The organism is Phenylobacterium sp. (assembly GCF_030651185.1).
Lineage (GTDB): Bacteria > Pseudomonadota > Alphaproteobacteria > Caulobacterales > Caulobacteraceae > Phenylobacterium.
Genome location: NZ_JAUSCJ010000022.1, coordinates 151,109 through 166,369, shown reverse-complemented (window position 1 = coordinate 166,369; position 15,261 = coordinate 151,109). Strand labels below are relative to the sequence as shown.

11 protein-coding genes are annotated in these 15,261 nt (G+C 69.0%); 3 read left to right on the top strand and 8 right to left on the bottom strand.

Going from position 1 to position 15,261, the window contains the following annotated elements:
- Positions 1-47: 47 nt before the first annotated feature.
- Positions 48-761 (top strand): hypothetical protein, encoded by a 714-nt coding sequence (locus tag Q7J39_RS09795; RefSeq protein ID WP_304823603.1) that lies wholly within the window; start codon positions 48-50, stop codon positions 759-761.
- Between the two features lie 29 nt (positions 762-790).
- Here the strand turns inward: Q7J39_RS09795 and Q7J39_RS09790 are convergent, their stop codons facing one another.
- Positions 791-2,011 (bottom strand): hypothetical protein, encoded by a 1,221-nt coding sequence (locus tag Q7J39_RS09790; protein WP_304823600.1) that lies wholly within the window; start codon positions 2,009-2,011, stop codon positions 791-793.
- A gap of 101 nt (positions 2,012-2,112) precedes the next feature.
- Positions 2,113-2,760: a hypothetical protein gene (locus Q7J39_RS09785; protein ID WP_304823597.1), complete on the bottom strand. Its 648-nt coding sequence runs from the start codon at positions 2,758-2,760 to the stop codon at positions 2,113-2,115.
- 266 nt (positions 2,761-3,026) lie between these two features.
- On the opposite strand from Q7J39_RS09785, the gene Q7J39_RS09780 reads away from it, so the two are divergent.
- Positions 3,027-3,989 carry a bifunctional enoyl-CoA hydratase/phosphate acetyltransferase gene (locus tag Q7J39_RS09780; RefSeq protein ID WP_304823594.1) on the top strand — a complete coding sequence of 321 codons (963 nt, stop codon included), beginning with the start codon at positions 3,027-3,029 and terminating at the stop codon, positions 3,987-3,989.
- On the top strand, positions 3,986-5,188 hold the full coding sequence (locus Q7J39_RS09775; RefSeq protein WP_304823591.1) for an acetate/propionate family kinase: 1,203 nt from the start codon (positions 3,986-3,988) through the stop codon (positions 5,186-5,188). The genes Q7J39_RS09780 and Q7J39_RS09775 overlap by 4 nt, the downstream gene beginning before the upstream one ends.
- A gap of 70 nt (positions 5,189-5,258) precedes the next feature.
- Here the strand turns inward: Q7J39_RS09775 and Q7J39_RS09770 are convergent, their stop codons facing one another.
- From Q7J39_RS09770 to Q7J39_RS09745, 6 genes are all read right to left on the bottom strand, one after another.
- Positions 5,259-7,634 carry a xylulose 5-phosphate 3-epimerase gene (locus Q7J39_RS09770; RefSeq protein ID WP_304823588.1) on the bottom strand — a complete coding sequence of 792 codons (2,376 nt, stop codon included), beginning with the start codon at positions 7,632-7,634 and terminating at the stop codon, positions 5,259-5,261.
- Positions 7,635-7,664: 30 nt separating this feature from the next.
- Entirely contained in the window at positions 7,665-10,472 is a 2,808-nt protein-coding gene (locus Q7J39_RS09765; RefSeq protein ID WP_370690049.1) for a cation-translocating P-type ATPase, read from the bottom strand.
- A 183-nt stretch (positions 10,473-10,655) separates the two neighbouring features.
- Positions 10,656-11,537, bottom strand: coding sequence for a ribose-phosphate diphosphokinase (locus Q7J39_RS09760; protein ID WP_304823585.1), 882 nt, complete (start codon positions 11,535-11,537; stop codon positions 10,656-10,658).
- Positions 11,538-11,539: 2 nt separating this feature from the next.
- Positions 11,540-13,060, bottom strand: coding sequence for a thymidine phosphorylase family protein (locus tag Q7J39_RS09755; RefSeq protein ID WP_304823580.1), 1,521 nt, complete (start codon positions 13,058-13,060; stop codon positions 11,540-11,542).
- Positions 13,057-13,224 carry a hypothetical protein gene (locus tag Q7J39_RS09750; protein ID WP_304823577.1) on the bottom strand — a complete coding sequence of 56 codons (168 nt, stop codon included), beginning with the start codon at positions 13,222-13,224 and terminating at the stop codon, positions 13,057-13,059. Before Q7J39_RS09750 ends, Q7J39_RS09755 begins: the two co-directional genes overlap by 4 nt.
- Before the next feature lie 421 nt (positions 13,225-13,645).
- On the bottom strand, positions 13,646-15,115 hold the full coding sequence (locus Q7J39_RS09745; protein WP_304823573.1) for an alkaline phosphatase: 1,470 nt from the start codon (positions 15,113-15,115) through the stop codon (positions 13,646-13,648).
- Positions 15,116-15,261: the final 146 nt, after the last annotated feature.

The following is a 15,261-nucleotide window of genomic DNA, read 5'->3' as shown; positions in this document are numbered from 1 at the left end:
AGTCGCGAGGCACGACATCGGCAGGTCGGGGGACCGATGGAGATGAGATGCCGCCCGCCCAGGACGATAACCCGTTCGGGACGCCCCGTGGCGCCTGGGGCCGGCAGCCGCCGACCACCTTTAGCCTCAGCACGCCGGTCAAGCGCCCCGTCAGGCCCTCGAACCAGATCCGCGTGCCGGCGCCCAGCCTTGCGCCGCGCAATGTCCTGACCGGCGGACTGGTCCCGCGCCCCTCCCCCGCGCCATCACCGCCCTCACCGCCGCCCGCGCCCGAGGGACCGGTTCCGGCCGTCGAGCCGCCTACTCCGATCCTGGTGAGCGTCCCGGATCCGGTCGGCGCCCGCTCGGCGCCGAAAGGGCGGGGCCGCGGCCTGCCCTTCCCGCCCGTGGCCGGGATCGGAGTGCTGATCGCCGCGATCGTGGTGGCCGGCCTGATGCTGCTGCGCCGTGAGCCGCCGGCGCCGGAATTGGCTGCTGTGGCCCCACCGCAAGCGCCCGCGCCTCTGCCGGACCAGCCCGCATCCGCCGCGATCGCCGAGCCTGCGGTCGCGCCGCCACTGACCACGATCGTTCGCACGATCAGGACCGAGTCGGCGCCCGTGACCCGCCCGGCGGCGGCGCCCGAGGCGCCCGCGCCGATCACCCCGCCGCCGCTGGCCGCGCCACCGGTCGTCGCCGCGCCGCCAGCGCCGGCCCCGGCCGTCCCGCCGCCGACCGACCCAGACATTCCGATGACCACCCGCCTGCCTGGGCCGCAGTAGGTCAGGGAGGAGCGCGGGGACCTCGCTGACTAGCCAAACACCGTCAGACGCCCGTTCGCGATCCCAAGCCCGCGCCCCCTGGCCCACTCCGGCTCCGGCGCGACCTCAAGGCGCGCCAGGGCCTCGCCGTCCGGCCACGCTGCGGCCAGGAAATAGGGCGCCGCTGTCGACGACTCGAACGGCGCCAAGCCGCACGCCGCCGCCACATCACCCCAGGCGCGAACCACCACATGCCCCTTGTCGAGGCGGATGACCGCAAAATCAGCTTCTGGCAGCAACATCCGAGCGGCGCTCCACAGGACCAGACTCACAAGTCCGTTCTCGGTCGGAAACAGGGTGAGTTCGGCGACGTCCTCGGAGACGCCTCGGTTCTCCAGGGAGATATCGAGCATGGGGCGCTGTTCGGCGTAGTCGAACAGCCGCTGCCGCACATGAAGATCGGCGATCTCGACCGGGCCATGCGAGGGCCTGAACCCGCGCCACTGGCCCTCCCGGAGGATCATCGGCGCATAGGACAGCGGCCAGCCATGATCCTCCAGATAGTTGGGCGCGAACCCGCCGATCAGCGTGAGCGCCTTGATGTCCTTGGCCCCAGCGACCAAAACACAGTTGCGCGCCGCGGCGACCACCACCGGATCGCCCTCCAACTCCAGGCCCGTGAACACCTCTGGCGTCATCAAGCGCGCGGCCTCGTTGTGGTCCTCGCAAATGGCGAACAGGAACCCCAGCTCGTGCCGCTCGAACCGGACCGGATTGGACGCTCGGAGATTGCTCAGCGCGATCTCCAGGCACTCCTCGAAGGTGCGGCCCCAGGCCTTCAGCGCCTCGCCATCCACCAGCGTCAGGCTGCTGGGGCGATCAAGGGCCACATGGCAGGTCAGGTGTTCGCCAAGGGCTTGGGACGTCGGGACCGACGTCCCATCGGCGTTGGTGGGATCGCGAAGCACCGCCTCGACCACGGCGCGTCCGCGAATGGCGGGGCGAAGCATGGGAGCGGCCGTCTCGAAGGGCGGTGGCGGCCCCAGGTCGTGGATAAAGGCGATAGCTTCGTCGAAGGTCGCCGCCTCGGCGCGGCGCGGATGTTTCGACCAGTCATGGAAGATGCGGTGCAACGCGACCACACCGGCCGGCTCGCCCAGCCAGAGGGTAAACCCCTCAGGATCGTAGGAGATCGGCTGGAGCCATCCCTGCTCCCGCAGCCGCTCCATGACCCGCTTGGCGAAGCTGTCCCGGCGGCCCTTGCCGCCCAATATATCGAACAGTCCCATGCGCCCCTCCCCTCAGCCCCTGCCCTACTCCGGAACAGAAGATGAACAAACATGGCGAGTCAAGCGCGATGGCGCAGGTGGATTCAGGGCGCGACAACTCTCAGGGTCTCGGGATCGAAGATCTGAATCTCGCTGCCCATGTCGGCGTAGACAACGAGCTCAGGGTGGCCCGGCATGACCTTGAAGTAGCGGTCGCCGGCCGCCGACACCCCCATGGGACCACAGGGCGGCTCTCCGGGTTCAACCGCCTCACTGGCCTCCCAGACGGCCTTGGCGGCCCCGGTGGGCTCAAGCACGAAGCGGTCCTTGCCCTGGGCGTCATAGCCCCGGGCCGGTGCGAAGGCGCAGGTGGCGGTGTGGGGACCCGCCGACGCCGCGCGGATCGCCGGCAGGATCGCCTCCAACGGCGCGTTGGCCGGCTTGGCGAAGGTCCGCACCACGGGACGGCGCTCGACCGGCGGGCCGGCATAGACCAGCTGGAAGCCCGGCAGGCTGTCGTCGGCCTCGATGTGGCCTCCACCCTGCTCGGGCCCGCAGGCGAAGGCCTGCATGGCGAGCCTGGCGCCCTTCACCTCCTGCCACGTGCAGGCCGCGAACTCCGGCGCCGAACGCAGGGCCGAGACCGGGGTTGGAGCCGCCGGAGGCGCCTTGGCGGCCGGTTGCGGCGAGCAGGCGCTCAGCAGGGCCAAGACGCCGACACCGGCGGCCAGTCTGGTGCAATGGATCGGCATGGGGGTCCCCGCTTCCTGAACCTTGACCCTCGTCGCGATCTCCGGCCGGCGCAAGAATTCGCGACGAGAAGCGGTGAAGCCGCGGCCGGGGCGGAGCCAAACGTCTCATCAGGATTTAAAACGCCGAGGAAGTCTGACCAGCTATGGACGACGGGCGATGATGGCTTGATCGGCGTCAATGGCGCCCAATTCAGGCCCCCGTAAGGATCGCCTGGGCCGAAAGGTCGGATCTGCGCCGACCCGACCTACTCGGAGTTAGGACTGTCGTGACGAACGAAGTGAACGCCGCCGAACGGTCAAAAGCCGCAGGCACCCAGTTGCTGCGGTTGATGCGGATGGCTGAGGCCCAGCCCCCGCTGCGAACCGCCGTGGTTCACCCGGTGGACGCCCTCTCACTGACCGGAGCGGTTGCGGCGGCGCGGCGCGGCCTGATCGACCCCATTCTGATCGGGCCGATCACGCGGGTTCGTTCGGCGGCCCAGGCCGCGGGGCTGGACCTGCAGGGACTGGAGCTGATCGACGTCGAACACAGCCACCAGGCCGCGGCGCGGGCCTGCGAACTGGCCGCCAGGGGCGAGGCGGCGGCGATCATGAAGGGCGCCCTGCACACCGACGAGTTGCTGGAAGCCGTCGTGGCCGGTCATTCCGGGCTGCGAACCGACCGGCGGATGAGCCACGTCTTTGTCCTGGACGTGCCGACCTACCCCCGGCCCCTGCTGGTCAGCGACGCCGCCCTCAACGTGGCGCCCGACTTGGCGACCAAGCGGGACATCGTCCAGAACGCTATCGACTGCGCGCACGCGATGGACATCGTCGAACCGAAGGTGGCCATCCTGTCCGCCGTCGAGACCGTGAACCCGAAGATGATCTCGACCCTCGACGCCGCCGCGCTCTGCAAGATGGCGGATCGGGGTCAAATTGTCGGCGGCGTACTGGATGGGCCGCTCGCCTTCGACAACGCGATCTCCCTCGAAGCCGCCGAGGCCAAGGGCATCAAATCCGCCGTTGCGGGGCGAGCCGACATCCTGATCGTCCCGGACATTGAGTCTGGCAACATGCTCGCCAAGCAACTGTTCTATCTGTCGAATGCGCAGTCGGCGGGGATCATCATGGGCGCCCGCGTCCCGATCATCCTGACCAGCCGCGCCGACCCCGAGGCCTCACGCCTGGCCTCCTGTGCGCTCGCCATACTGGTCAGCCAGCACAAGCCCGGCAAATACCTGCGATGACCGGGCGGCGGCTGCTGACGCTGAACGCCGGGTCATCCAGCCTGAAGTTCGCGATCTACGAGGTCGAAGCCAACACGCCGCTCCGCCTCTCAGGGCAGGTGTCGGGGCTCGGCGGGACGCCGCACCTGAAGGTCAACGCCGGGCCGGCTCGGCTGGCGGCGGAGACCTGGACTGATACGCGGGGCCTGGAGGCGGTGCTGGCGCGGACGTTCGGCTGGCTGGACGGCGCCGGGTGGGGCGAGGGTGTCGTCGCCGTCGGGCACCGGATCGTTCACGGCGGCCTGCACTTCCATGAGCCGACGGTGTTGACCGAGACCGTCCTACAGGGTCTCGAAGCGCTGGCGCCCCTCGCACCCCTGCATCAGGGCTTCAATCTGCGCGGCGTCGACATGGCCGCCGCCCATTTCCCCGATGCGCTCCAGGTGGGCGTGTTCGACACCGCGTTTCACGCCGGCCAGCCGGAGGTCGCGCGGCTGTACGCCCTCCCCCGCGACCTCATCGCCGAGGGCCTGCTGGCCTATGGCTTCCATGGCCTGTCCTATGAATACATCGCCAGCGCCCTGCGGGCGCAGGAAGGGCCCGCGGCCGGCGGCCGCACCATCGTCTGCCACCTCGGCAGTGGCGTATCGCTCTGCGCCCTCAGCGACGGCCAGAGCGTCGCCACGACCATGGGGTTCTCCGCCCTTGAGGGGCCGCCGATGAGCACCCGCAGCGGATCCCTGGATCCCGGGATCGTTCTGCACCTGATGCAGGCCAAGGGCATGAGTGTCGAGGCGGTCACCGACCTGCTCTACAATCGATCGGGCCTGCTCGGACTGTCCGGCCTGAGCGGCGACATGGTCACCCTGCTGGCCAGCCCCCTGCCCGACGCGCGCCAGGCGCTTGAGGTGTACGTCTATCGCATCGCGCGCCAGATCGGCTCCCTAGCCGCGGCCCTGGGCGGGCTCGATACGCTCGTCTTCACCGCCGGGGTCGGCGAGAACGCCGCCGAGATCCGCGCGCGGATCATCGCGCAATGCGGCTGGCTGGGGGTTCGCCTGGACGACACGGCCAACGCGGCCGGAGCGCGGCGGATCAGCCTTCCCGAGAGCGCCGTGACGGCGCTGGTCATCCCGACGGACGAACAGGTGATCATCGCGCGCGGGGTGGCCGGCCTGCTGGAGCCAAGCGGGGCCTTCGACGAGGCGCCATCTGCATGAGCAGGCGCAGGCAAGCCAGGTCGCGCTGACATGATCAAGGCTGGCCCGGCGGCTTCAGCGGGGCGAGATCTCAGCGCACCGCCCGCGGATCGCCCGCGCCGGTGACGGCTGCGGCTTCGGCCCCGCTCAGAAACTGTGCCACCTCCGTCTGCAAGAGCGCCGCCGCGCTGGCGACCAGATGAGCCCAGGTGCACCGGTTGGCGAACAGCATGCCTGCGGCGTCGAGGGTCCCGCCCCGGCTGATATAGCCGTGGGCCTGCAAGCGCCCCGGCCCTTCGTCGATACGGCGCAATATGCCGATCAAGGGTTCCGGTCGGGTGTGGGTGACGAGGAGGCGCGGAAGGCCCGTCGGAAAGAGTGTCCGAAGCGGTCCCTCCGCGACCACGAACGCTTCCTCGAAGGCGTCGCGCGGCGCGCGCAGACGACCGGGCTCCACGATGCAGGTGACCTGTACGCGCCGCCCGCGTTCGCGCAGACGGGCAGCGGCGCGCGCCGCCTCCGCCAGTTGATAGGCGCCCATGGCGACGAGTTGCAGCTCTGGGTCTGAATCGCCGTCGACGGTGATCGCGCCGGCTTCAAAGGCGCGCCGGGCCGCTGCGGGATCGAAGATGCACGGTGTCGGCCGCTTGGCGGCGATGACACAGCCGATGACGCCGCGCGCGCCGTAGATCTGCCGCAACGCCTCCGCCGCCGTGGCCGCGTCAGGCGGGAACATGACCCGGGAGATGTCCGACATCTCGCCGAGCAGGGCCTCGCCGATCGTAGGGTCCTGGTGGGACTGCTGGTTCTTGCCGTTCTCCCAGGTGTGGGATGTGGCGATCACAGGGACGCCGATCCACTGCGGTGGTCGTCCGGCCTCCATGAGCTGGCGTGCGAAGATTATCTCCTGGCGGAGCGCGCCCAGCATCTTCACCGCGAAGGCCTCGTAGGAGACCGCCAGGTTGAGGCCGCCCTTGTTGCCCAACGCGGCGCCGATCGCGGCTTCCTCGTTCAGCGCGGTGATCACGGCCCCGTGGACCGATTCCGGGGCCCCGGCCTCGGGCCGATTCACACGATGCTTCAGCAGGTCCAGCGTTCCCCCCATCTGATTGCTCTTCAGCTCGTCAGGATTGCCGATCCGAAACCGGTGGGAGGGGTTGGCCTGGGCGAAGGCCACGAACCATGCGTCGATGGCGGCCATGGAGGAGGCCGCCTCGCCCATCGGCGGCGCCGTGACAGGCGGCAATGCGGGCGAGGGCGGGTGGCGCGACGCCAGGGAATTGTCCCGCTCCTTCGGGCGCGCTTGCCGGATATGGGCGGCGAAGTTCTGCCGACTGACAGCAAGCGCGTCGGCCGGCACGTACAGCGCCTGAGCCGCCGCGTTGAACTCCGCGCGCGCCTGGTCGTCCCGGTGCGGCGATCCTTCCAGGGGGAGGTTGTGGGCGCGGTTCGTCCCTGCGCCTGGAAAGCCAAACCCCTTCTCGGTGACGGCGATCGCATAGGGAAGCTTCACCGGATAGACGGACCCGCCGTCCTGAATGCTCCGCGAGGCCTCCTCGAGCCGGCGTTCGGATTCCAGTATGGCCCAGGCGAACGCGGCAGGATCTCGACCGTCGATCTCGAAGGGGTCGAAACCGTTGACGGCCAGGTGTCGGCTGAGCCAGTCCGCGCCGCCATCCTGGGCGATCTCGGTGCGTTGCTCGATGCGCCGTCCATTGAGGATCATCATCGGGGCGACCAGGCCGCAGTCCTCGGCTCGCCACCAGCGCTCCGACCAGTCGCTCCCCCGCTGCTCCTCGAAGGCCCCGTCGCTCAGGATGGCGACCAGGCTCTCGCCCGGAAGCGGCATGTGGACATACTGAATCTCGGCGAACCCGAGGTATCCTCCCTCCGAAAGCCCACCGGCGGTGTGCGCATTCACATGGCTCCCGAGCGGAGCGGCGGGGCGCCCCGCCGCGTCGATCTCGTAGCTGTAGAAGTCGGCGCACAGCCGACTGAGCCCCGCCTCGTCCGGGCCGTAGCGCCCGACCTGCGCTGGCGAGAGGTTTTCGATCAGGCAGTTGGCGGCTTCAATGGCGGCGACACAGTGGCCTTGGCCAAGAAGCCAGCCTCTCGTCCTGGCCGTGAGAAGGTTGGCCGTGAGGTAACCGACATAGGCCGGCGCAACGTTCAAGGCGCCGCCGGTATGCCCCTCGGGCGTTGGCTTGAAGTCGTCGGCCAGCAAGGCGGCGCCGGAGAGGTCGACCCTGTGAGCGTAGGTCATGTGCGCCACCACCCACAGGGTCGCGCTGGCGATCCGATCGGCCGCCATCAGCGTGGCGTAGACGGCGTCCTCGCTCGGCGCATGGTTGGCGGCCACGAGCTGAGAGGCCATGGCCGCGATGCGGGCGCAGGTCTGCGGCGTGTGTTGGATGACGCCATAGCCTCCCCTCCACTGGTCGCAGGCCGCTGACGGTTGCCTAGCCATGGTGCGTCTCCGGTCTGCCGAGTTGGGCGCTCACAGGCGAACCGAACGGGTTTGGCCAGGGGGCGCCGGTCTGGGGGAGGCGCCCGCCCGCGCATCCCTCGAAGTCGCGAGGATGCGTCTGCGCACCGCCTTCTCAAGCTCGGTCACCAGCAGCATCGCGACGCCAATGCCGATGACGATCGCGCCCTCTGCGAGCGATATCGGCCGGGTGCCGAAGGCCGAATTGAACCAGGGCGCATAGGTCAGAACCAGCTGGCTGACGACAACCACGGCGACGCCCATGAGGACGGCGGGGGCGCCCAGGACGCCCCGCCAGGTGATCGAGGCCCCATGGATGTAGCGGGCGGAGAAAAGATAGAAGACCTGCATCACGACAAGGGTGTTCACGACAAGTGTCCGGGCATGCTCGACGCCGCCCCCCTGCCCCATCGCCCAGAAGAAGACGCCCGTGGTTCCGGCGACGAAGATCGCCGACACATAGAGAAACTGCCACCAGACCTGTCCCGTGAGCAGCGGCTCCGCGCGCGGACGCGGTGATCGCCGCATGGCGCCCGGCTCCGTGCGTTCAAAGGCCAGCGTCAGCTCCAACGCCACCCCCGTCACCATGTTCACCCAGAGAATCTGGATCGGGGTGATCGGCAGGGTGAATCCGAAGACCAGGGCCACGAGGAGCGCGCCGGTCTCGCCGCCGTTGGTCGGCAGCACCATCGCGATGACCTTCTTCAGATTGTCATAGACGGTGCGGCCCTCTCGCACCGCCGCGACGATCGACGCAAAGTTGTCGTCCACCAGGACCATCTGGGCGGCGGCCTTCGCCGCCTCCGTGCCCTTCCGACCCATGGCGACGCCGACGTCAGCCTGCTTCAGCGCCGGGGCGTCGTTGACGCCGTCGCCCGTCATGGCGACCACATGGCCGAGGCTCTGCAGCGCCTGGACCAGGCGCAGCTTGTCGGCCGGACTGGTTCTCGCAAAGACCACGGCGTCCTGCGCGACACCGACCAAGTCTTCATCCGACAGGCTGGCCATCTCGGCGCCGGAGACCACCTTGGGATCATCGGCAAGCCCGAGCTCGCGCGCGATCGCCACCGCCGTGGCGGCATGGTCGCCGGTGATCATCTTCACGGCTATTCCGGCCTCACGGCACTCCAGGATCGCGGCGCGCGCTTCCTCGCGGGGCGGGTCGATGATGCCCACGACCGCCAGCAGCACGAGGCCCTCATCGAGGTCGGAGGGGCTCAGCGCGATCGCATCCGCCGTCGCGGCCTTGGAGGCCAGGGCCAGGACGCGACGCCCGCCGTGGGCGAGGTCGTTGATCGCATTCTCCCAATAGGTCGCGTCGAGCGGGCCTTCGCCACCTGCCTGGAGTTGGCGGCTGCACATCTGGAGCAGCCGTTCGGGCGCGCCCTTGGCGAAGATCGCGCGCGCGCCATCCTCAAATTCCTGCAGCGTCGCCATGTACCGGCGCCTGGAATCGAACGGAATCTCGACGAGCCGGCGCGCGCTGGGCGTCAAGCCGGGCGACAGAGCCCCGATCTTTCCGGCCAAGGCGATGAGCGCCGCCTCCATTGGGTCGCCATGGGGGACCCAATGCTCCGCCGTCTGTTCGATTCGGGCGTCGTTGCAGAGGGCGGCGGCCTCGGCCACCTGTGCGAGCATGGCGCACTGGTCGGGGGAGGGCCGCACACCGTCGATCGTGATGTCGCCAACCGGCGCGTAGCCGACGCCACCGACCATCACCACACCGCCGGCAAGCACCACCGACGTCACGGTCATCTCGTTGCGTGTCAGCGTTCCGGTCTTGTCGGAACAGATCACCGACACCGATCCTAGCGTCTCAACCGCCGGCATCTGACGGATCACGGCCTGTCGCCCGGCCATGCGGGTGACGCCGATGGACAGGGCGATGGTCATCACCGCCGGCAGCCCTTCCGGTATCATCGCGACCGCGAGACCCACGATGATCATCAGCGAATCCACGGTGCTGAAGTCGCGGAGCCAATGGGCGACCGGAAACGTCACAGCGGCCAGGACAGCCACGACCACCGTCAACTGGCGCGCGAAGTGGTCCATCTGGCGCACGAGGGGGGTCGGCAGGCGCTTCACCTGCGCCACCAGGCCGCTGATCCGGCCGAGTTCGGTTGCGGCGCCTGTCGCCACCACAAGCGCCTGCGCCGAGCCGGTCGCGACGAGGGTTCCGCAGAAGGCCATGGAGGTCCGGTCACCGAGCACAGCGTCGGCGCTCACGGGCGCCACGCTCTTCTCAACGGCGACGGCCTCGCCGGTGAGGGCCGCTTCCTCGATCCGCAAGTTGCTGGCGCGCATCAGTCGGAGGTCCGCGGGAATGCGATCTCCGGCCTCCAGAAGCACCACATCCCCGGGAACCACCTGATCCGCAGGCGTCGTCACCCGGAGGCCGTCGCGCAGGACGGAGGCATTCGGGTCGATCATGCGCCGGATGCCCGCGAGGGCGCGCTCGGCGCGGCCCTCCTGGATAAACCCCGCCATGGCGTTGACCAGGATGACGGCCAGAATGACCAGCGCGTCCTTCATATGCTCCATGAGCGCCGCTGCGACAGCGGCGGCCAACAGGACGTAGATCAGCACATTCTGGAATTGCTGGAGGAAGCGGCGGATCGACCCGGGTCCCTGGGGCTCCGGGATCAGGTTCGCGCCATATCGCGCCAGTCTGGCCTCAGCCTCTCGGGACGACAGGCCCTTGGCCGTACTGTCCAGCTCTGTGAGGGAGTCTTCGATCGCCAGGGCATGCCAATCGCGGCCGGCGCGACGCTCAGGCGCCGCAGTCCCTGTCGGCGGCTCTCCTTGTCCGGTCTGAGCCAGTGGAAACCTCCCTCATGCCGGCGAGGCGCGCCCGGGGCGCGCCAATGGCCTCAGCGGAGGCCGCCTCGAGACAGTAGACCATCACAGGCCTTGGCTCGGCCGGCTTTGACGCAGGTCACTCAAATGATCCTTCAACTTCGCCCTGTCCCGCGCCGGCGAGTCGGCGAAACCGACCGCCGCCTTTCAGACCTGGCGCTCTCCCGCCAGGGCGGCGGCGATCAGCGATGTCACAGTGATCGCATTCGAGCTGTGCGGCAGGGTGTCGGTTGAAACGATGCGCCTGAACACCTCTGAGGTCTTGGCGAAGGCGTCGCCCGCGAAGATCGGGTGGACGACCACGCAAACGGGCGCCGGGAAGCCCTGCAGGCCCAACGCCTCGGCGGCCGCCGTCAGGGTGCGGCCGGAGGATGCGATGTCATCGATGAGGACGGGCTGCCTACCGCGGTGGCGCCCGAGATCCGGCACGGATATCTCCACCTCCCGATCCCCTCGCCGGCGCTTGGAAAGGACAGCGAATGGGGCCTCGGCTTTCGCCGCGATCTCCGCCGCCCACTGTTTGCTCTCGGCATCAGGGCCGATAATGAGCGGATTGGCCACTTCGTGGACGATCCAGTCACCGATCAGCGGCGCGGCGCGCAGCGCGACGCAGGGGATGTCGTAAAGCTCATCGAGGCTTGCGAACCGATGAAGATGCGGATCGACGGTGACCAGCCGATCGACCGTCGAGGAGACCAGCCGCGCGAACGTCCGCGACGTTACCGCCTCGCCCGGACGGAAACGCGCATCCTGGCGCATATAGCCCAGATAGGGCGCGACCAGCGTAATCTCTCCAGCGCCAAGCTCCCTCAGGGCGTCGGCCACGAACGCGACCGTCAGGAAGTGTTCGTCGGCGTTCTGGCAGACGATATCGACCGGCCGCCCCCTGGGGTCGGCGTCGATCCGCACGTAACGTTCGCCATCCGGAAAGCGCCGAAACTCCAACCTCCCAAGCTCGACGTTCCGACCCGCAGCGGCCACCTGGGCCGAGAACGCTTCGCTTCCGGGGAGGGGCACGAGGAGTCGCAAGGTCAGGGCTCGAGGCTCAGTATGTCGGGATTGGCGGCGGCATAGTCCAACGCGTAGGCCAGTTCGCCGGGAGCTTGCGCGTGGACGGTCATCAGGGGCTCGCCCGCGGCGACCTCGTCGCCCAGGCGGACGTGCAGATCGACGCCCGCGGCCTTGGCGTCCGGGGCGCCGGCCAGCTTGGCGAGCCGCGCCAGGGTTCGGTTGTTGATGGCCACCACGCGGCCGGCCCGCGGAGCCACCAATGGCCGGCTGACGGTAGAACGCGGCGGCTCCCTCAGGCCCCCCTGGGCTTCACAGATCCGCTGGAACTTCTCCCAGGCCCGACCATCGGCAAGCGTGCGCTCGGCCAGGTGCGTTCCCTCACCGGCGCCGCAACGCCCCGCCAGCTCCAGGGCCGCGCCGGCGAGCAGGCAGGCCCGGCGCCGCAAGTCCGCCGGCGCGTCCGGCGCGCCCCGAAGCACGGACAGCACATCGCGCGCCTCCAGGGCTGGACCGATGCCGCGGCCGACCGGCTGGCCGCCATCCGTGCGCACGCATCGGACCTCCACGCCGCACAACCGCGCCACATAGGTAAGGGAGTCCGAAATGGCGTCGGCGTCGTCCTGCGAGCGGACCTTCGCCGTTGGCCCCACCGGAATATCGAGCACCACGTGGGTGGATCCGGCGGCGATTTTCTTCGACAGAACCGAGGCGACCAGCTGGCCCTCCGTGTCGATGTCCAACACCCGTTCGACCCGGATGAGGACATCGTCGGCCGGACTCAACCGCACGGCCCCGCCCCAGGCGAGGCAACCGCCTTCCTGTTCCACCACCCGACGCATGGCGGCGAGATCCAGGTCGACCTTGGTCAGGGTCTCCATGGTGTCGGCGGTCCCGGCCGGAGAGGTGATGGCGCGCGAGGAGGTCTTCGGGATCACCAGGCCGTTCGCCGCCACAATGGCCACGACGATTGGCGTGGTGCGATTGCCGGGCAGCCCACCCACCGAGTGCTTGTCGATCACGATCGGCGAATCCCAGGTCAGCCGCTCGCCCGCCTGCACCATGGCGCGGGTCAGATGGACCACCTCGTCGCGATCGAGCGGCAGAGCCGAGCACGCCGTGAGGAAGGCGGACAGATGGACGTCGGTGTAACGGCCGGCGGCGACATCCGCGATAATCTCGACCATGGCGCCGGCGTCCAACCGCTTGCCGTACACGCGCCGGCGCACGCTGGACATCGAGGCCAGGGCGGAGGGATGGCGCACATGGATATGATCCCCGTCCACAACCCCAAGCCGGGCCCAGGCCGCCTCGGAGAGGCCCGCCTCGTCCGCCTGCACGAGATCGCCGCCGGTGATCTGATAGAGCGTCGCCGTCACCTCTCGGCCGTGAGCCATCAGCAGCACCTGCGAGCGCGGCGCATGCCCCTCCGACCGGCAGACAGGGCTATCTTCACGCATCAGCACAATGGCGTCGTGTTGCGACAGCAGCCCCAGGCGCCGAGCCGTCAGGGTGGGCAGAGCCGTGGCTTGACCGCCGGTCACGACAGGCCCCGCTCGTCACCTTCAGCCGGGATCTCGCCGTCCCAGCCGAGTTCCGCCTTCAGGCCCTGGAACAGACCACAGCCAACCAGGCCCCTCCCGAGCCGGAGCAGGTGGCGGGAACCGGTCACGGCGCCGCCCAGAAACGTCAGACTGGCTTTCGTCATTCACCCCTGCTTCCACCCACATGCGCGAAAACTTGACCCCGTATAATGGGCCGCGCTTTGCGGCGTCTTGAGCGACATCATATCGCCAGGCCGCGGGGGATCTGGGAGAGTTGAACAACCTGTGGTCGCCCAAGAATGTCGCGCGCCGCTTCGTGATGAATTGATGTCAATTTCGACAATTCAACATCACCGTCACACTAAAGTCATGTCGTTCTGACAATTTACGCCAATAAGTCACGCGAACCGCCACCTATATCTGCCCTTCGATCATGCACAGTATTGACCAAGAACTTGGAAGCCGCTGAATACCCTCTTCCCACAGAGGTACGGGGCGTTCCGCGCGATGGGGCAGTTTGGCTTTCGCATCGACGACGCCTTGGCCGAGGCGTTCGACGCCTACGCGGCGTCCCGTGGCGGGCGCTCAAAGGTGATCCGGGACCTGATGTCCGCGGCGCTGGAGCAGGATGGCGTGACCCTGCCGCCGCCGCCCATCAAGGTGTCCCGAACCGAGGGCGACTGGCAAGGCATCCTCGTCAAGCTCGATCCGGCGGAACACGCGATCCTCGACCAACACATCCGATCGACGGGCATGAGCCGTGGTCAGTGGATTGTCGCCCTGGTGCGTCGCCGCCTCAAGGGCGCGCGCCAATACAATGCCATCCCCCGCGCGCGCCTCGCCGTCGTCCCGGGGAACCGCGCCAAGGATCGAGGCGGACCGCGGCGGATAGCCGGAGATGACCAGGCCGTGGCTATGGTCGGCCGTCACGACAATCAGGGTGTCGGTCATATCGACGCTGGCCATCGCCGCGGCGACGGCGCGCGATAGCTCGGCGGTCTCGCCCAGGGCGTGGAAGGCGTCGTTGCGATGGTGGGCCTTGTCGATGTTGCCCCCCTCGACGACGAGGAAATAGCCGCGCGGCTTGCGCGCCAGCACCGCGATCGCCGCCGACGTCATCTGCGTCAGGCTCGGCGGCGCCTCCGGTCCGGAGATGGCGCCTGCGTAGGGCAGATTGTCGGAGCCGAAGATTCCCAGCAGGCTGTCGGTGGCGCTCGGATCAAGGGTGGACAGTTCCGCTCCGGTTCTGGGCGTCGCGACCCGGCCGGTCGAACCGCGCCGCCAGGCGTCGATCAGGTCGCGTCCATCCTTCCGCTCCCCGCCCGCCTCGACCGGGGTGAACTTGCCCCGCCCTCCGCCCAGGACCACGTCGGGCCGCGCGCCAGGCCCCGCCTCGATGAGCTGGCGGGCAATGTCGACGCAGCCGGCTTGCCGCGCCGCGGTCGGCATGTCGGCGTCGCTCTCCCAGTTGCGTTGCGGCGCGTGGGCGTAGACCGCCGCCGGGGTGGCGTCGGTCAGCCGGGTCGTCGTCACCACGCCGGTCGCCAGCCCGCTGGCCTTGGCCAGCTCCGCCAGGGTGGCGACCCTGGCGCTCGCCGCCGAGGCGCAGTCGCCCCGCTTGGCCGAGCCGTCGAGCGACACCACGCCGTTCAGGGTCTTGACCCCGGTGAGCAGGGCTGTCGCGCCATTGGCGGAGTCGGTGACCAGGGCGTCCTGGGAGTAGGTCTTGGAGAAGGCCGCATAGGGGAGCTGGTCGAAGGCCAGCCGGTTGGAGGCGCCGTCGACGCCGCGCGCCTGGCCCTCGAAGATCCGCGCCGCGGTGACCGTGCTCACCCCCATGCCGTCGCCAATGAACAGGATGACGTTTCGCGCCCGGGTCCCGGGCGCCGGCGCCCTTATGGCCTGCTGCAGGGCCGCGTCCGAAGCCCTGTAGTCGGGATCGGCGACTTGGCGGGCGCTGAGCCCCGCCGCGCTGGTGGCGCCGGGCGCTCCCAAGGCGGACAGGACCGCGACGAGAGCCAGACCGAGCGGACGACGGGATGAGTTTGGGCGCATGGGAACTCCGGCGAGACTCGGCCGGGCCCCGCCTAACAGGGCTTCGCAACACATTGGCGACGCCTCAGAAAATTTGGAGGGCCCGGAACGATTCGAACGTCGACCCTCAGAGTCGTAGTCTCAGGAAATCCGTTGGGGGCTGAATG